Below are 17,142 nucleotides of genomic sequence, written 5' to 3'. Positions count from 1 at the left end.
AAGCTTTGTCAACCATGTATTTCCGAGGCGCTGTCGGGACGCTCATACAAATCCAGTTTTTCTTTGAGCGCATAATTTTCCTGCAGCAGGCGTTTGATAAACGCTTTGTCTCTCTCTTTTTTGTCGAGAAGATCTTTATATTTTTTGAACATACCGAGAGATACCATCACTTTTTCTTCAATCTCGTCCATCTCTCCGCGGATGTTCGCCAGGCAGCTCCCCGTAATGCGCGACTTGCTGACAGTCATAATATTGGCCAGCAGTACGTAACCGGTAAGCTGCTTTTCTTTGCCCGCTTCCAAATACGTATAGTTGCCCTTGAGTTCTACGGATACGCTGGGAATGCCGGCCGTATGCGTAATAGGGGCGATAATCGTGTTCCCGGAATGTTTGTTGCCGACGTCGTTTTGTAAGACGATGCAAGGACGCTCTTTTTCTTCTTCGCTTCCGATTCCTTTTCCCAAATTGCATTTGTAGACTTCGCCGCGGCGCAGGGCACGCGTTTTCGCTTTATCGGACAGGGAGTCCAGATAGATTTTCGTTTTAAGCCACTCCAAGTAATCCTGAATGCGGGTAAGATCCGTTTTCAAAGGGCCACCTCCGTTGTGATTGCGGTTTGCCATGAACAAAATTCCCCTTTCGTGCTGTGTAAGAAATATTCTGTTTTAAGGTAAACTGGGTAACGGATGAATGTGCCGGGTATGGATGTCTTCTCTGCCCGAGAAACCATTCCGAATTTCATTCGTTATACTAATGTATGAACCCTTCTTTTACGAAACATTAAAACAGTCCAGTTGATCTTTCACTACCCGAAAAAGGAGCTCTTGAAACCGCCGTGACATGGGAATCTATAAAAAGTCTGCTGACCGAAGAAAATATTGCCCGGTTTTTGTCTCATTATAACTCTCTCGGTCCTTTGCCCGGTATTTTGCTGACCTTTATCGAAGCGTTCATTCCTGTTCTTCCGCTGTTCGTGATTGTCATGGGAAACGCCGCATCCTACGGGCTCGGATTCGGGTTTCTGTACTCCTGGCTCGGCACGAGTCTGGGCGCGATCTGTCTGTTCCTGCTGTTCCGCAGACTGTCCAATACGGCTTTTATGCAAAAGCTGACACGCTCGCCCAAACTGCGCAACGGGATGAATTGGATACATAACCACGGGTTCGGCACAATCTTCCTGCTGAGCTGCTTCCCGTTCACGCCTTCTTCGCTGGTCGTGGTGGCCGCGGCGCTGTCCCGGGTCGAGAAAATGGTTTTTCTGCCCGCTATCGTGGCGGGGAAAGCGGTTATGGTGTTTACGATGGCGTTCGTCGGATTCGACATCATGTCTTTTATCCGTCAGCCCTGGAAGTTCCTGATCGTCCTCGTCGTGATCGGCCTGCTTTGGCTGCTCGGCAAAAAATTCGAAACCCGTATGCACCGGGCCTGAAATTGTCCGCCGATTTTCCCCTGATAGAGAAGAAGTACCGTACCGTAGCCGCTTGTCTACGAAAGCTCCTTACCGAGGGGCTTTTTTATTTGCATATTTTACAGGGTACGCTGCCAAAAAAGCATAAGGCGGATGGAAACGCACGGGCATGGAGTAAATCATTGACAGTTTGCTCCGCCCGTCCGCTCTTTATTCGCCGATGCCGCAGAGGAACGTTTCCTTCTCCGCAGTCCTTGCGTATCCGGGCCGGGACCACCGGTCCCGTCTGCCGTCACGAACGGATCCGCTCCTGGAGGAAGCCCAGGCGGAAAATCTGCTTCGGGCGTCCTTTGGAAACGCCGCGTTCTTCGCCGATGACGTCGACAAGCCCGGCATCCTGCCAGGCCAGCAGGAACCGGTGGGTGCTGCGCACCGTCACGTCCAATATGGCCGAAAGCTCCTGCGCCGTATAATCCAGCTTGCCGAAGCGGGTCACGTACGCGACCAGCCGGCTCAGATAAGCGGGCGTCATGCCCGCTCTGCCCGCTTCCTTGATCAGCTCGGCGTCGAGCAGAGACAGATCGAAGCGGTTGGGCTCCGTCATCTCCAGCGGACCGATGACGCTGCGGTCTTCGCGCACGATGAACGTGATGTTGCCCCCCGCATCTTTGGAGCGCCGCAGGGCGAGGCGCGCATGCGTGCCCGCTTCGTTGGCGGAACGGCCAAAGCCGATGCCGATGCTCAGCGTGAGGTCGTGCATGAGCGACAAATCTTTGGCCAGCGGAATCGATTTGTAGCCGCCCGTCTCCCGCTCGAATATCCCTCTCGTCGTCATGAACAGAAATTCGTCCCCGCCGAGCGTGTTCAGATATCCGTCGAGATGTTCGACATAGTCCAGCACGATCCGGTGAAGGTCCAGCTTCATCCGCTGCACTTCATGCTCGGAGCCCGACCTGGCGGCCAGCCGTTCGAATCCGTCGATGTTGATGAACCCGATGACGATCTGGCCTTCCTTGCTCCGGCGGGTTTCCGTGGAGAGCAGCGCTCGCTGAAGCGAAATCGTCATGTCGTGCCCGGTCGGCGCGATCCATTCGCTGCGCAGGCCCTCCTTCGTCAGGGCCTCCGCAACCGCCTTCATTCCCGTCAGGGCGACGGTGTCTTCCGAAGCTCCCTCCCGGTGAAAATGAAGCAGTTCCTGCAGGGTGCCTTCGCCCTGGCCCCCGTAGCAGATCACGTCCATGCCGTTCTCCCCGAGTTCCCTCAGTGCCTTGGCTACGACCGGCTCCGTCAGCCCGTCCACGGTCAATTTTCCGGGAGATCCGCTGCGCCCGGCCAGGTAGAGCGCCCGGTACAAGCCCGTGCCCGTCAGGGGCACATAATGCGCCGGAATCCGGAACGTCACGCTCTGCTTGGCCGCGCGGAATGTGTCCGGGTCCGTAAAAAGCAGCACCTCGGCCTGCTCGCCGAGACGCTGGACGTCCGGAAGGCGGTTCGGCTCCCCTTCCCATTTTAAAGACAAAGGATGAAAAGAAGGAAACGCCTTGATCGTCTCCTCCGCTTTCTCCAGAAGCTCTTCCGGACCGATGAGTCCGATCACGATTTCGTCCCGGCTGGGGGGTCGTTTTATTTCCATGCTGCACATCCTCCTTGTCCCTGGCCGGATTTCCGCTGCGATAAGCACGTACTTCGGCAATTGTTTATTGTAGGCGTTTACATTCTTTTTCTATTTTAACGAAAGACTTTAATTAAAGACAAATCTTTAAATTGTCTTTAATTAAATTTAATGTGCTTACTTTTTTAAAAATGGTGTGACGAATATCACAGAAGACTTGTCATATCTTAATAGAGAGGTGAGTTTATTTATGTTTGATATACTCATATACCAGAAGCAGAAAGTTAAAGTCAGCTGCGGCAATGATACCATTACCGGTGTCATTTCCAATCATTACGAACAGTTCGGTCTCATTAAGATGAATAACGTACTTCTTCCGATCGAACACATTCTCATGATTGAAGTTGTGGAGGAAGAGAGCGATCCGTTCTGTTATGCGGCCCTGCCCTCTCAAGCGATTAATAAAGGAGCTTCCTTACGGGAAATGCTCTATTGACTGACCCGCAGCCGGCCCTTTGACCCGAGGGGCCGGTTTTGCTTTGCCCGCAGGCAGGTTTTTCGTCCGGAAAAGGGCACTAAACTTATTAGACGAAAGTTTCTCCAAAAAGTCGCGGTCTGCGAAGAGGAAAATTTCTCTCGCCTTGTTGCTCCGGACACGTTACGGTATATTGGGTACATCCGTTAGGACAAGAACCATTATTTATGCAAAGGACGGGCTGTTATGTCGCTTAAAACCCTCAAATGGCTGGCCGCTTTGACCCCTGCCCTGTTTATCGGAGGATTCGAGTTTATCCGGCATGAATTCATGCTGAGCTATATGTCCATGGAAACCGGAAACTGGTACATTACTTTCCTTACTCTCCTCGTCTCCTACGTGTTCGCCACCTGGATGTTCCGCAGCATTGAGCGTACCAATAACCGGCTGGCCCGCGAAACGTCCAAACGCGCCGTCTATGAAGAACGCGAACGGCTCGCCAGGGAGCTGCACGACAATCTCGCCCAGACGCTGTTTTTTATCAATGTAAAGCTGAAGCAGGGAAAGACCGAGGAAGCCAAGGCCGCCGTCTCCGAAATCGACCATCATCTCCGGCAGGCGATTTTCAATCTCCGGACCCTGCCCGAGGAAGGGACCTCCTTCTCCCTGCGTATAGGCAAGTGGCTCCAGGACTGGGAAGTGCTGACCGGCATTGAAACCGTACAAAATTTGCGGGCGACCGACAAAGTTCTCACGGCTGCCGAAGAAGTGCAGATTTTCGCCATCATCCAGGAAGCTTTCACCAATATCCGCAAGCATTCGCGGGCGACCCAGGCTTCCATCGACCTGGAAACGAGCGGCCCGGACTGGTCGCTCAAAATCGCCGACAACGGAGTCGGATTCGCAGAGGACGAATCCCAGCGGCACCGCTACGGCCTGACCATGATGCGCAAGCGGGCCGCCGAGCTCGGAGCCTCATGGGAACTTCAGTCTTCGCCCGAAAACGGTACGGAGCTGTCCGTCACTTCAGCAAGGAGGAAACCTCATGTCAGAGACCTGCTATCGCGTTCTCATCGCGGATGATCACCCGCTTGCCCGCCAAGCTATCCAGAGCTTGCTGGAAGACGATTCTTCATTCACCGTTGTCGGAGAAGCCTATAACGGCGAGGAAGCGATCGCCCTCTGCGGCAACCTGCAGCCGGACGTGGTGCTCATGGATATCCATATGAGCCCCGTGAACGGCCTGGAGGCGACCCGCCAGATCAAACAGCGCTATCCCCACATCCGCATCGTTATCCTGACGGTGTCGGACGACGTGGCCGATCTGTTCACGGCCGTCCAGTTCGGGGCACAAGGCTATCTGCTTAAAAATATGGACCCCGACGAGTGGCTCAGCTACCTGCACGCCCTGCTCGACGACAATTCCCAGGTGGCCCGCCAGATGGCGGACCGTCTCATGCGGCGCTTCCGCCCTTCGGGGACACCCGCAGCCTCGGGCCAGCCTCTGCCGCAGCTTACCGCCCGCGAGCACGAAATCGTCCTCTATGTCGCCGAAGGCTATAACAACCGGCAAATCGCGGAAAAGCTGCTTATTTCGGAGAACACCGTGAAGAATCATATGAAAAATATTTTTGAAAAGCTCGGCATGGATAACCGCGTCCAGCTTACCGCCTACGCCGTCAAACACGGCATGTCACGAAAAGATCATATCTGACGGGCAAAAATAGCCCAGTTGAGTCATACTTTCTCCCGCCCGCTTTGGGTACAGTAGAAGTACTACAAGATTGCGAGAGAAAGGGAGTCTGATTTATGAACAAGCTTAAAATACAAGCGGCCGCCGTCGTAGCCGGCTTGATGCTCTTTGCCGGCGTGGCCAGCGCCCACGTTACCGTTAATCCTGCCGAAGCGACGGCAGGTTCCTATCAGAAATTTACGGTTCGCGTACCGACGGAAAAAGACGTGCCGACTACCAAAATCGAAGTGAAATTTCCGGTCGATGCTGTCTCCGTCTCGCGTTTCGAGCCTAAACCGGGCTGGAAATATGAAATTGCCAAAGACGGAGCCGATAAAATCACGGGCGTAACCTGGACGGCGGAGAACGGCGGTCTGACCAAAACCGAATTCGGCGAATTCAACATGCAGGGCAAGGTGGCCGACAACGCCACTTCCATCGTCTGGAAGGCTTATCAGACTTACCAGGACGGCAGCGTAGTGGAGTGGACCGGCGCCGAAGGCTCGGACAAACCCGCTTCCGTAACGAAGGTAGCCGCTAAACCGGCCGGCGGAAGCACGGACAGCCACGGCAACACAAGCACGGCACCGGGCAGCGCCACGGCGGCTCCGGCCCAGCAGGCGAACGCTTCGGCGAGCAATACGCCGCTGTATCTGTCGATTGCCGCTGTGGTACTGAGCGCGGCTTCCCTGCTGCTCAGCCTGTTCAGAAAGCGCGCGTAATAGTCCTCCGTTATCCTTCCGGCAGAAACAGCCGGAAGGAAACGGGAAAAGCTGCGGGATTGAAGAACCGCAGCTTTTTTAATTGAACTAAAAAAAGACCGGATCCGCTGTATTGGCGGTTCCGGTCTTTTTTGCGAAGCGGCGCGCGGAGCGGCGATGGCTAAGGGCGGCCTAAAACGCTGGCGACGCAGCGCGAAGTTGCTTGAGGCAAAGCGAGACGCTCCGAGACAATGGAGACGGCCAAAGCTGCCTGGGGCAAAGCGAGACGCTCCAAGACGATGGAGACGGCCAGAGCTGCCTGGGGCGAAGCGGGACGCTCCGAGACGTTGGAGACGGGCCAGAGCTGCCTGAGGCGGAGCGGGATGCTCCGAGTCGCTGAAGACGGGCCAGAGCTGCCTGAGGCAAAGCGAGACGCTCCAAGACGATGGAGAGGGCCAGAGCTGCCTGAGGCAGAGTGAGACGCTCCAAGACGTTGGAGACGGGCCAGAGCTGCCTGGGCGGAGCGGGATGCTCCGAGTCGCTGGAGACGGTCAGAGCTGCCTGAGGCAAAGCGAGATGCCTTAGAGGCGAGTCTCCGCCTACAGCCGGACCCGCTGCCCCGTCTCGCGGCTCTCGTTCGCCGCTTCGATGAAGCGGATCACTTCGAGCGTCTCCCGCCTGCCGACTGCCGGCTCGCCGCCGCGGAACAGCTCCATAACGCGCTCAAGCAGGCTCGCGTAGAAAGGCTTCGCGTCCGCGGAAATATCGACCGCGCGGCTCCCCCGCTCGCGGTGCACCACCGCGCCGAACGCGGGACTGCCCCGGCGGCTGCCGCGCACGGTCCCGATGCGGCCGTCGGACCAGACGCCGACGACCACCTCGTGCGATTCTCCGGCTGCCGCCGTAACGTGCACGCAGCCCGGGCCAAGCACGGCGTACAGCATCTCCACCATGTGGATGCCGTACCAGAACAGGCCGGGCTGCGTCGGTTCCAGCGCCAGCGGGCCGAAGCAGTCGGCTCCGGTGACCGCTCCCGTCTCCTGAGCGCGCATCGCTTCCGTCAAGCCTTCGGCGAAGCGGAGGGACGAACTGCTCAGGAGCGCGGCGCCGTGCCGCTCGGCCAGGTCAGCGATTTCGCGGGCATCCCGCAAGCTGACGGCCAGCGGCTTGTCGACGAACACCGGCTTGCCGTAAGGAGCGATCTGCCGGAACTGCTCGGCGTGCACCCGGCCGTCCGCCGATTCGAGCAGAATGGCGTCGCAAGCCGCCGCAACAGCCGCAGGAGAATCGGCGATTTCCACGCCGTACTCGTCCCGGAGCTTCGCGGTGAACCCCTCCACGCGGGAACGGCTCAGCTCGAAATCTTCGGAGCCGCCCGGATAGGCGAGAACGACCCGGCCCCCCGGCACATGCCAGGGATGCCCCGGATCGTTGAGCAGTTTCGTAAATTCGACGGCATGGGAAGTATCCAGTCCGATCATGCCGATCCGTAAATTTGGTTGCCGCACTCTTAACGCCCCCGTTCAGCTCTCCCGGCTTATTTGAGCCGCCGGGCCGTTTGTGTAGCGGTTTTTAGTAGGAATTCCGGCAAGAAGCCCTGCAGCCTTAGACGCATGAATTACCGGCCAGCGGCTTCCATGCTTACCGGCCTGCCTAATGCTCTGGTAGTCGGATTCCGCCGCTACCGTGCCGGAGTCCCGCTGCTATTTTGGCATATCGGCATAGGTATCCGCACCCGGCTTCAATCAGGTTCCGGCACGTGCGGTTTCCGCTGTTACTGCGTCTTCGCCCGATCATACACCCGGAACGTATAGTCATACGGGTTTTTCTCGTCCCGGATGCCGGGCTCGTCGGAAACAAGCGTCCATTCGCCGGGATCGATCTCCGGAAAAAACGTATCGGCTTCGAAGGTATCGTCGATAAACGTCACGTACAGCTTGTCGACGTGTGGCCAGAACAGCAGGAACACTTCCGTTCCGCCGATTACGAAAACCTCCCCTTCCGTGTAACGTTCCAGCACTTCTTCCACGGTATGCACGACCGTGCAGCCCTCGGCTTCAAAGCCGCTTTGCCGGGTCAGAACAATATTTTCACGATTCGGCAGCGGACGTCCGATTGAATCGTATGTCTTCCGTCCCATCAGAATCGGATGACCGGTCGTCATTTTTTTAAAATATTTCAAATCCGCGGGCAGATGCCACGGCAGTCTGTTGTCGATCCCGATCGCGTTGTTGCGGTCCATCGCAAAAATAAAGGAAATACTCACTTGCTCAACACCTCTTCCGGCAATCCCGGAAGACCTTGCGGCCGTTCCGAAATCACCCTATTTTCCGTTCGTAACCGGCCCGAATCTTGCTCCGCGGACATTCCTCCCAATCAAATCGCGATCGGAGCCTTAATGCCGGGGTGCGACTGGTAGCCGACAAATTCGAAATCTTCATACGCGTAATCGAAAATAGAATCCGGCTTGCGCTTGATTTCAAGCTTGGGCAGCGGAAACGGCTCTCTCGCAAGCTGCTTCTCCACCTGCTCCAGGTGGTTCAAATAAATATGCACATCCCCGCCGGTCCATACAAGATCCCCTACTTCGAGATCGCACTGCTGCGCGACCATATGCGTAAGCAGGGCATAGGAGGCCAGATTGAACGGCAAACCGAGGAACGTATCCACCGAACGCATCTGGAACATGCACGACAGCCTGCCGTCCGCCACATAGAACTGGAACGCGTAGTGGCAGGGCGGAAGGGCCATCTGATTTACCTCCGCGACGTTCCAAGCGCTGACGAGATGCCTGCGGGAATCCGGGTTGGTCTTGATCTGGTCGATCACTTGGGTAATCTGGTCGATAGTCCGGCCGTCCGGCGCCTGCCAAGTGCGCCACTGGGCGCCGTATACACGGCCCAAATTGCCTTCCTCGTCGGCCCATTCGTCCCAAATGGTGACGCCATTCTCGTGTAAATACTGAATGTTCGTTTCACCTTTCAGAAACCACAACAGCTCGTGGATAATCGAGCGCATATGAAGTTTTTTAGTCGTTAAAAGCGGAAAGCCTTCCGCCAGATTCATCCGCATCTGACGCCCGAACACGGAAATCGTGCCGGTCCCCGTGCGATCCTCTTTGCGGGTTCCGTTTTCCTTAATATCTTTAAGCAGTTCCAAATACTTATTCATTTCCAAGCGCACCTCAAATCATCGGTTTTCCTTTTTATCCGTACAAAGTCTGTCCTTAGTATATCAGTTTCCTTCTCCCCGGAAAATGAAAAAGAACTTCTCCTTATTCAGAAAAAGTTCCCTGTTCCCTTCCGGCAAACCGTATAGAAGCGTCCCCTTCAAACGAGGAGGGCGCTTCTTTTATTGTCTCCGCAAGGCTCTGTAGGAAAGCAATGCCTAGACTTCGGCCCAAATCCGTTTCACGTTATCCATGGCGATTTTGGAGCCTTGCTTGCATTCTTCCATGCCTTCGAATTCGATGGACAGATAGCCGTCGAAACCGGAACGCTTCACGAGACGCAGCACTTCCCACATGTCGATATCGCCCTGTCCGGCGATGGCACCCCGGAGATAGTTGCCTGCCGTAGTCTTGAACCAGCCTTCTCCCGGATTCCGGTACGAAGGACGGAGATAGAAATCTTTGATATGTACAATGGAGGCAAACGGCAGATTTTTCTGCACGGAAGCGACAGGATTTTCATCCGCGCACATAAAGTTGCCGATGTCCAGCGTCGTTTTGAAATTCGGGCGGTCCACGCCTTGGACGACGGTAAGCACCCGGTCGCTCGCCTGCACCAGATAGCCGTGATTTTCGATACTGGTCGTAATCCCGTACTGCGCGGCATAGTCCGCGATCGTCCGGCACGCTTCGATCATGCGGTCCAGATTGGCGTTGAACGTGCGGATGGAAACGTCTTCATGGCGGGCCACATCGTGACGCATCAGCTTGACGCCCAGCTCGGCCGCTACATCCACTTCCCGTTTCACGCGGGAAATTTCTTCCTCGTAAGCGCCGTCATTCTCGGTCAGGAAGTTGGCCCCGATCGCATAATTGGAAAGCTCGATGCCCAAAGATTGCGCTTTTTCCTTGATGCTTTTGACAAGCTGGGGTTCTTTCGTAAAATCGATTTCAAGCGGAACGACTTCCATATGTTCGCCGCCGTTAGCCGCGATCCAATCCAACGCACTGACATAGTCCAACTCCCCGGCTTTGATGGCACGGTACAAACTGTAAGAGCTTAATCCGATTTTCAAAATGGCCCGCCTCGTTTCTCTGTAAGGGTTATAAGTACACCTGTATCATAGAAAACCGCTCCGCAAGAAGCAAGCTCTCTCCTTCTTCATATACGAGCATAAACGCCGCCCAGACCCCCTTTTTCGTAAAAATAGCTCCGTATAATCCCTCTTGCTCCCAAAAACGTCCTTCCGCCCGGACTTTGTGACCGATTTCACTGTTTCCTTTAAAAGGACCGGAGGTAATACAGGGTACGGTAAAAAAGTCGTCCGGCCTTTCCATACGAATCGGGCCGCCAGGCGAAGGAGGTAGACACGATGAAGCACGTACCGAAAAAAGAACACGACCTGCGCCGCCTGGCCGGATTCATCTTTTTGCTGCACGGATTAATCTTGTGCCTCTACGGCCTGTTCAGCCAAACACCGGGAATGTGGAACCCGTTTGTCTGGTGGGGAACTCTTATGCTGCTCTTCGGTGTCCCCTTCCAGTTCTGGTCCGGATTCGAACGGCAGGCTGAAGAAGAGACGTTTTGAGGCCCCCTTATGATATTTGACTGGTCCTCCATTTCCCGGACGGTCGGCTTTTACCGGAGGCATCAGGTCATTCCGTCGATTGAGGAGATCGAAGATACCTGGCAGAGAGCCCAGGAAGGCAGCCGTGAAGCCGCCATCCGTTTCCTGGACTGGAGGCGTCACTGCCTGTTGGCCAAAACGGACGAGCAGCGGGCCGCCATGGTCCTGATTATGGATTATTCGTACAAGCTGTTTAACGACGGCTCCGCTTCCCGTTAAAAAACCGGCTGACTCGGGCGCCCTTTCCCGTTCAGACGGTTTTTGCCATGCCCAGCCGGGAACGGCGGGAACGCAAAAATCCCCGGTATCCTCTAAGGAAACCGGGGATTTTTCTTGCATGGCCGTGCGATTACTGCATGCCGGAAGCTTGCATTTTTCGCGAGAATTGTTCGATCGTTAATGTATCGGTAGGAAGAGGCTGCAGGTTAGCCTTCTGGTTGATGTTGCTGTACTCGGTTTTGATTTTCGTACCGACTTTGATCGTACCCTGCTTTTCATCGGTGATGTCCAGGTTCGCGTTAATTTCCTGATAAGCCGGGAATTTATCTTTATTGATGGCCGTCAAAATGTTAAAATCGTTGATTTTCAGCACTTTTTTCAGTTCATCGATCGCCTTCTGGGTATCTTCCTTGCTCGAACCGGCGGCAAGTTCTTTCTTCGCCTTCTCGATTTCGGCCGGATCGACTTGAAGCATATCTTTATACTTGTCGCTGGATACCAGATCCAGAAGCTGCGGAGCTACCTTCTCGACAATCGTCTTGATGGCAGGTTCCAGGTTCTCGTTGGTGATCTGGAATTTCACGACCTGCTTCGCGTCTACGTTCTCGGGCAGTCCCGCGTTTTTCTTGTCGACATCGACAAAATACGTTTTTTCGTCAAAGTTGGTCGTAAAGATTTTCATCGCGTCTTGGCCGAACTGCTGCTGTTTCTTCACGTCGATGGCATTGACGTTCACTTTGCCTTCCGTCGTCTGGTTCAGCTCGTTGACATCCATCACGATATATTTACCTACGGCGTCTTTCGGAATAGGCAGAATCGGAATGTTCGGAACCTTCACATACATCTTGTCTTTGGTCATAACCATAGGCAGGGAAATCTTCATCGGCATATCGCCTTTGAGGTTAGCCTCCAGCGTCATTTCCATCTGCATAGGATCGGCCTGGTAAACCCCTTTAGCCGTAAGATCCAGGTTTTTCAGGAAATTGGCTCCCATCGCCAGATTCGGATCCGCATTAAGCGCGGATTCCGGGAAATCCAGGTTCAAGGACATATTCATGTTGAAATCCGCACTGTTCATGGATGAAGCAGCGGTAAAGGATTCCTCCAAAGCCGTTTTTGGTGATTCTTTCTTGCCACACCCCGCCAATACGACAGTAAAAGTCAAAAGCAATACGAGTACAGACATCCAAAATTTGTTCTTCACACGATTTCTCCTCTCTCTCTCCACCTCGTTAATAACAAACATGAACGATTATAATACAGCTTTCAAAGGAAGCAAAGACAAATATTTGTATAAAGGAGGAAATTGAAGAAATCCTGCCCTATTTGGAGTTAACCCGAAACGGAGAGATGTGAAACGCCAGAAACGGTTTATATTGGAAAATGGCAGCCTATACGGAGGCTGGAACCGGATGAACACACCGGTCAAATGGTTTTCATGTCGGATGTACATATTCAGCCTTTAAGTACACGAAACCTTTTGCGCGAAAAGAGCGAATATAAGCCTAACACTTTATGGAGGAGGTAAAAACGATGGTTGGAAAGCGGAAAGATTGAAAGAGCAAAGAAGGCGTCCGCTCCGTCACATGCGGCTTATCCCCGGCAACTGCTGCTGGCCTTCTCTCTCTTTTTACGGGTAACGCATGAAACGAAAAGCCCTTGCTCCGGACGGCAGAGCCGGGCTCCGTGCGGGAAACTCCGGATACGCCGGGATTTAATCCTCGTCGGGATTTTCCCATTTCCTGGAGTACGCCTTGTTGGTGATCCAAATCGTTGCCCATAAAATCAGGCCCGCCAAAGCCAGGCCGATAATCAGAGATGCGACCATCATAGCTGCTGCCCCCCTTCTTGTTACCCCCATTGTAGCGAATGAAATGAGAAGATGATAGTGTTTTCACCGCTTAGTCACAATTGCCCGCGTTGGGTTTTTCAATCCGCTTAAGGTATAATAAAACGTGTTGTATTCCGGGGCCGTCCCGCATAAGGATGCGCCCTTTTTTAATTCAAGGAGGAACTACCATGACCCCGAAAAAAAGAATCACCCGGCTTCTGATCCTGGCTTCCGCCGTCGCACTTTTCGCAGGCTGCGAAAACAGCAAGGAAACGGGCGGGGCTTCCCCGGCCGCCACTTCGACTCCGGTTACGTCCGCGGTAACTTCGCCTTCCGCAAGTCCGTCCGCAGCACCGGGAAGCACGAGCAAGCCGACGACTTCACCTACGCCGTCTTCCACCTCCAAAGGAACCGGAACGGGCAAAGGAACGGATGGCGCGGAGCAGGTTGCCGCCAAGCCGGAAAGCATGACCGTGCTGGTTAACAAACAATTCAAGCTTCCGGACACATACAAGCCTTCCGATCTGGTATACCCGGATGTGAATTTTGTATTCGCCGAAAAAATCGAGAAGCGCATGATGCGCAAAGAAGCGGCCGGCGCGCTGGAGAATATGTTCGACGCGGCCAAGAAAGCCGGAACGCCGCTGGCCGGCGTGTCCGCTTACCGTTCCCACTCCACGCAGACAACCCTGTTCAACCGTTACGTACAAAAGGACGGCGAGGACGCGGCCAAGAAATACAGCGCCGTTCCGGGTCACAGCGAGCATGAAACGGGACTGGCCATAGACGTTGCGGGCAGTACGGGCAAATGCGCGGCCGAAGACTGTTTCGGCGGAACGCCGGAAGCCAAGTGGCTGGAAGACCATGCCCACGAATACGGGTTTATCATCCGCTATCCGAAAGGCAAGGAATCCGTCACCGGCTATCAGTACGAGCCGTGGCACCTGCGTTATGTAGGCATCCAGATGGCCAAAGACATCAAGGCGAAGAACACGACGATGGAAGAATATCTGAATGCCGTTCCGGTAGCGAAATAACGCCGGATTCGAAAAAAGCCGTCCCTTTTTGAGGGGCGGCATTTTTTTTGTGCTCAGGCGGTCACTGCAGCCTGAAGACGCAGGGATTTTTGCGGAAAGTTGAAACGATTCCGGTCTTTAGCTCGTAACAGCATCAAAAGAAAATACGGTATAGGCACTGCCGCAGCCAACGGCAGTTGATTTACACGGCATTGCCGGCCGGTTCGGCAGGCAGGCCGCGTCCCGTCCCTGGAGGATGAATGACACTAGCAGTCTTCCACCACAAGCGCATAGACGATACCCGGACCGTGCACACCGATGGTCAGGTCGTTCTCAATATCCGCGGAGCGGCTCGGACCCGACACGAAGTGGATTCCGGCCGGCCTTTCCGCGGCCGCCAGCCCGTCAAGCGGACGAAGCACCTCGCCGAGGCGCATCTTCATCCGGCTGGCCGGAACCACCGCGACGAGGACGGCCGGCAGCAGGCTGACGCTTCTGCCTTTGCGGGGAGAGGACATGAGCACGAGCGTGCCGGTATGAGCCGCGGCGCAGTCGGCGGCCACGAGCCCGATATCGGCCCCGGCCGCGTCTGCCAGCCATGTCTCCTTCTCCTCGTCCGAGGCATGCTCCGTGTTCCAGACCGTCACGCGGTGCAGCCCCTCCGCGGTTTCCAGTCCCGCCGCTATCACGTCCAGCTCCGGCTGGTCTTGGAGAATGATCCGCCTAGCCTCCAGGTCACGAATCAGCCTCCGCACGAAAGCGGACGCCTCCTCCATGGAGGCCAGCTTCTCGGCATGGCCTCCCGCCTTGCGCCAGTTGTCCATAAAGAGGCGGATGCGCGCCTCTTCGTCGCAATCTACGGCGTTCCAGAAGTCGGGCGCCCCCTGGAACGGTCTGGCCGGGCGCTCCGTTATCCGGGGACGCCCGAGCCGGGCCGCTATTCCGCCGAAGAACGCCTCCTGCTTCCGCCTGGACTCGGCTTCCAGCCTGTTCAGTAAATCGGCGTCCGATTTACTCATGACGGCCGCCTCCTTTCCGCCGGGCGTCCAAAATCCGCTCCATGCGGTTCTTCACGCCCGGGTCCATCTCCGGCAGGCTTCCGGCGGCTTCTTCGGCGAGGCTTTTCCAGTCCTCCCGGAATGTCTTCGGCGGAAGCGCCGGGGCGTAGCGGTGCGTGGTCCAGCCCTTGAGCGGACCGATTCTCGCTTTGATCACGCCGCCGCGGGCGACGAACCGCTGGCCGAATCTGCCCAGCGCCGCAATCCGCCGCAGGCGCCTGGCATCGGCCATGATATAGCCGAAGGCGGACATGCCCGCCTTCTCCGCCGCATCCCCATGGCCCTTCTCCACCTTGCGGCTGCGCAAATAAACGAGCATGTCGTGCAGCGGGATTTTGACCGGGCAAGCCTCATAGCAGGCGCCGCACAAGGTGGATGCGCTGGCAATGTCGTCCCACTCGGCCGTGTTCCGGTTAAGCGCCGGGGTAAGAACAGCCCCGATCGGGCCGCTGTAAGTGCCGCCGTACGCATGCCCGCCGATGTGCCGGTAGACCGGGCAGGCATTCAGACAGGCGCCGCAGCGGATGCAGTTCAGCAGTTCCTGGAAATCCGGGTCTCCGAGCTGAAGCGAGCGTCCGTTGTCCAGGATGATGACGTGCATCTCCTCCGGGCCGTCCCCGTCCGGCTCTCTTCTCGGCCCCGTGATAACCGACATGTACACGGTCAGCTTCTGGCCGGTGGCCGAGCGCGGCAGCAGCGTCGCCATGACCTCCAGATCGTCCAGCGTCGGAATGATCCGCTCCATTCCCATGAAGGTGATCTGCGTCTTGGGGACGGTGCTGACCATCCGGCCGTTGCCTTCGTTCTCGAAGAGAACGATAGAGCCCGTCTCGGCGACGGCGAAATTGCAGCCGGTCATGCCGATGTCCGCCTCCAGGAACTTCTCCCGCAGCTTCCGGCGCACGAAGCCCGCGAGCACGGCCGTATCGGGCGGCAGCGTTTCGCCCGCCTCTTCCGACAGCAGTTCCGCGATCTGGTAGCGGTTTTTGTGAATCGCGGGAATAATGATATGAGACGGCGCTTCCCCGGCAAGCTGGATAATATACTCGCCGAGGTCCGTCTCCACGGCTTCAATGCCGAGCTCTTCAAGTGCCCGGTTGATGTGAATCTCTTCGGATACCATGGATTTGGACTTTACGACGCTCTTCGCTTTTTTGTGCCGGGCGATTTCCATCGTAATCGACACCGCCTCCTCCGCCGTGTCCGCAAAATGCACGTGGACGCCCTGCGCCCTCGCATTTTCCACAAAAGCGCCGAGGTAATAATCGAGATGCGCGATCGTATGCAGGCGGATCTGGCGCCCGCGTTCCCGCCATTCTTCCCAGTTTCCCTGCTCGGCGGCCGCGTTCAATTTGCCGGTTTTCAGACGCTCGGTCGTGAACTTGACGGCTTTCCGCAGGAAATCGTTGTTGAGCGCGATTTTCGCACGGTCTTTCACACTGCCTCCCGCACTGCCTTCACCGTTAAACATACTCATCGGCCCGTCTCACTCCCTCCTCCAAAAGTTCCGCCAGATGCATGACCTTAACCGGTTTGCCTCTGTGCAGCAGACTGCCGGATATATTCATGAGGCAGCCCATATCAAGACCGACGAGCACCTCCGCTTCCGTTTCCAGGACATGATCGGATTTCTCCGTGACCATCGCGCCCGATATGTCGCTCATTTTGACGGCAAACGTGCCTCCGAATCCGCAGCAGTCCTCCGCATGGGGCAGCGGAATAAGCTCAAGGCCCCGCACATGTTCCAGGAGAGAGGCCGGTTCATCTTTGATTCCAAGCAGCCGCGAACCGTGGCAGGACGGATGATACGTTACCTTGCGGGGGAACACCGCTCCGAGATCGGTAACGCCCAGCACTCCGACGAGAAATTGCGTAAACTCGTACGTTTTTTCCCCCAGGGCTTCCGCTTTGGCAAGCAGATCCGGATCGTCCTGAAACAGCTTCGGATAATAGTGCCGGACCATCCCCGTGCACGACCCGGAAGGCGACAGGACAAAGTCGCTGTCGTCAAACGCTTCCAGCAAAGTCCGGGCCGACTTCCGCGCATCGTCCCAGTAGCCGCTGTTAAAAGCCGGCTGTCCGCAGCAGGTCTGCACTTCCGGGAAATGAACCTCTATGCCGTGCCTGGCGAGCAGACGCACCATCGCCTGCCCGACCCGCGGATACACGAGGTCGCTCAGACAGGTGATGAATAAGGAAACCTTCATGATGAATCGCCTCTTTTCGAATGAAAGCGTTCTCTTATAATAGTAGAAACACGTCTCAGCGGTTTAAAAAAAGCCCGTTCCGGTCC

General features: G+C 55.8%; 18 protein-coding genes. 8 read left to right on the top strand and 10 right to left on the bottom strand.

The window, feature by feature from the left end; genetic code table 11:
- Positions 1-8 precede the first annotated feature (8 nt).
- Positions 9-590 (bottom strand): type II toxin-antitoxin system PemK/MazF family toxin, encoded by a 582-nt coding sequence (locus C4S74_RS06575; protein WP_103994819.1) that lies wholly within the window; start codon positions 588-590, stop codon positions 9-11.
- 245 nt (positions 591-835) lie between these two features.
- Here C4S74_RS06575 and C4S74_RS06570 point away from each other — a divergent pair, with 245 nt between their 5' ends.
- Positions 836-1,429 (top strand): TVP38/TMEM64 family protein, encoded by a 594-nt coding sequence (locus tag C4S74_RS06570; RefSeq protein ID WP_103994549.1) that lies wholly within the window; start codon positions 836-838, stop codon positions 1,427-1,429.
- Between the two features lie 271 nt (positions 1,430-1,700).
- Here C4S74_RS06570 and C4S74_RS06565 read toward each other — a convergent pair whose 3' ends face one another.
- Positions 1,701-3,041 carry a hypothetical protein gene (locus C4S74_RS06565; RefSeq protein ID WP_103994548.1) on the bottom strand — a complete coding sequence of 447 codons (1,341 nt, stop codon included), beginning with the start codon at positions 3,039-3,041 and terminating at the stop codon, positions 1,701-1,703.
- Between the two features lie 229 nt (positions 3,042-3,270).
- On the opposite strand from C4S74_RS06565, the gene C4S74_RS06560 reads away from it, so the two are divergent.
- The 4 genes from C4S74_RS06560 (at position 3,271) to C4S74_RS06545 (ending at position 5,949) form a co-directional block, all read left to right on the top strand.
- Positions 3,271-3,516, top strand: coding sequence for a hypothetical protein (locus C4S74_RS06560; protein WP_103994547.1), 246 nt, complete (start codon positions 3,271-3,273; stop codon positions 3,514-3,516).
- Between the two features lie 225 nt (positions 3,517-3,741).
- Entirely contained in the window at positions 3,742-4,578 is an 837-nt protein-coding gene (locus C4S74_RS06555) for a sensor histidine kinase (protein WP_103994546.1), read from the top strand.
- Positions 4,541-5,209: a response regulator transcription factor gene (locus C4S74_RS06550; RefSeq protein ID WP_103994545.1), complete on the top strand. Its 669-nt coding sequence runs from the start codon at positions 4,541-4,543 to the stop codon at positions 5,207-5,209. Before C4S74_RS06555 ends, C4S74_RS06550 begins: the two co-directional genes overlap by 38 nt.
- Positions 5,210-5,304: 95 nt before the next feature.
- On the top strand, positions 5,305-5,949 hold the full coding sequence (locus tag C4S74_RS06545; RefSeq protein WP_103994544.1) for a YcnI family protein: 645 nt from the start codon (positions 5,305-5,307) through the stop codon (positions 5,947-5,949).
- Between the two features lie 578 nt (positions 5,950-6,527).
- Here the strand turns inward: C4S74_RS06545 and C4S74_RS06540 are convergent.
- The 4 genes from C4S74_RS06540 to C4S74_RS06525 all read right to left on the bottom strand — a co-directional run bounded on the left by C4S74_RS06540 (position 6,528) and on the right by C4S74_RS06525 (position 10,173).
- Positions 6,528-7,436, bottom strand: a complete 909-nt coding sequence (locus C4S74_RS06540; RefSeq protein WP_103994543.1) for a Gfo/Idh/MocA family protein — start codon at positions 7,434-7,436, stop codon at positions 6,528-6,530.
- A gap of 266 nt (positions 7,437-7,702) precedes the next feature.
- Positions 7,703-8,194 (bottom strand): dihydrofolate reductase, encoded by a 492-nt coding sequence (locus C4S74_RS06535; protein ID WP_103994542.1) that lies wholly within the window; start codon positions 8,192-8,194, stop codon positions 7,703-7,705.
- Positions 8,195-8,304: 110 nt separating this feature from the next.
- Complete coding sequence (gene thyA / locus C4S74_RS06530) at positions 8,305-9,099, bottom strand: thymidylate synthase (protein WP_103994541.1); 795 nt, start codon at positions 9,097-9,099, stop codon at positions 8,305-8,307.
- A 216-nt stretch (positions 9,100-9,315) separates the two neighbouring features.
- Positions 9,316-10,173 (bottom strand): sugar phosphate isomerase/epimerase, encoded by an 858-nt coding sequence (locus C4S74_RS06525; RefSeq protein ID WP_103994540.1) that lies wholly within the window; start codon positions 10,171-10,173, stop codon positions 9,316-9,318.
- A 297-nt stretch (positions 10,174-10,470) separates the two neighbouring features.
- Here C4S74_RS06525 and C4S74_RS06515 point away from each other — a divergent pair, with 297 nt between their 5' ends.
- Together C4S74_RS06515 and C4S74_RS06510 are read left to right on the top strand one after the other, a co-directional pair.
- Positions 10,471-10,686: a hypothetical protein gene (locus tag C4S74_RS06515; RefSeq protein WP_103994538.1), complete on the top strand. Its 216-nt coding sequence runs from the start codon at positions 10,471-10,473 to the stop codon at positions 10,684-10,686.
- A 9-nt stretch (positions 10,687-10,695) separates the two neighbouring features.
- The gene (locus tag C4S74_RS06510) at positions 10,696-10,944 is read left to right on the top strand and encodes a hypothetical protein (RefSeq protein WP_103994537.1); all 249 of its coding nucleotides are present in this window, start codon (positions 10,696-10,698) and stop codon (positions 10,942-10,944) included.
- Positions 10,945-11,074: 130 nt separating this feature from the next.
- Here C4S74_RS06510 and C4S74_RS06505 read toward each other — a convergent pair whose 3' ends face one another.
- Positions 11,075-12,148, bottom strand: coding sequence for a hypothetical protein (locus C4S74_RS06505; protein WP_103994536.1), 1,074 nt, complete (start codon positions 12,146-12,148; stop codon positions 11,075-11,077).
- Between the two features lie 815 nt (positions 12,149-12,963).
- Here C4S74_RS06505 and C4S74_RS06500 point away from each other — a divergent pair.
- Complete coding sequence (locus tag C4S74_RS06500) at positions 12,964-13,812, top strand: D-alanyl-D-alanine carboxypeptidase family protein (RefSeq protein ID WP_103994535.1); 849 nt, start codon at positions 12,964-12,966, stop codon at positions 13,810-13,812.
- A gap of 245 nt (positions 13,813-14,057) precedes the next feature.
- On the opposite strand, the gene C4S74_RS06495 is transcribed toward C4S74_RS06500, so the two are convergent.
- The 3 genes from C4S74_RS06495 to C4S74_RS06485 are packed head-to-tail and all read right to left on the bottom strand — an operon-like array spanning position 14,058 to position 17,056.
- Positions 14,058-14,810: a lactate utilization protein gene (locus tag C4S74_RS06495; protein ID WP_103994534.1), complete on the bottom strand. Its 753-nt coding sequence runs from the start codon at positions 14,808-14,810 to the stop codon at positions 14,058-14,060.
- Positions 14,803-16,326, bottom strand: a complete 1,524-nt coding sequence (locus tag C4S74_RS06490) for a LutB/LldF family L-lactate oxidation iron-sulfur protein (protein ID WP_103994533.1) — start codon at positions 16,324-16,326, stop codon at positions 14,803-14,805. The genes C4S74_RS06495 and C4S74_RS06490 overlap by 8 nt, the downstream gene beginning before the upstream one ends.
- Positions 16,313-17,056 carry a (Fe-S)-binding protein gene (locus tag C4S74_RS06485; protein WP_103994532.1) on the bottom strand — a complete coding sequence of 248 codons (744 nt, stop codon included), beginning with the start codon at positions 17,054-17,056 and terminating at the stop codon, positions 16,313-16,315. Before C4S74_RS06485 ends, C4S74_RS06490 begins: the two co-directional genes overlap by 14 nt.
- Positions 17,057-17,142: the final 86 nt, after the last annotated feature.

Source organism: Paenibacillus sp. UNC499MF, from assembly GCF_900107975.1.
GTDB lineage: Bacteria > Bacillota > Bacilli > Paenibacillales > NBRC-103111 > Paenibacillus_F.
This window is presented reverse-complemented; position numbering and strand designations above follow the sequence as displayed.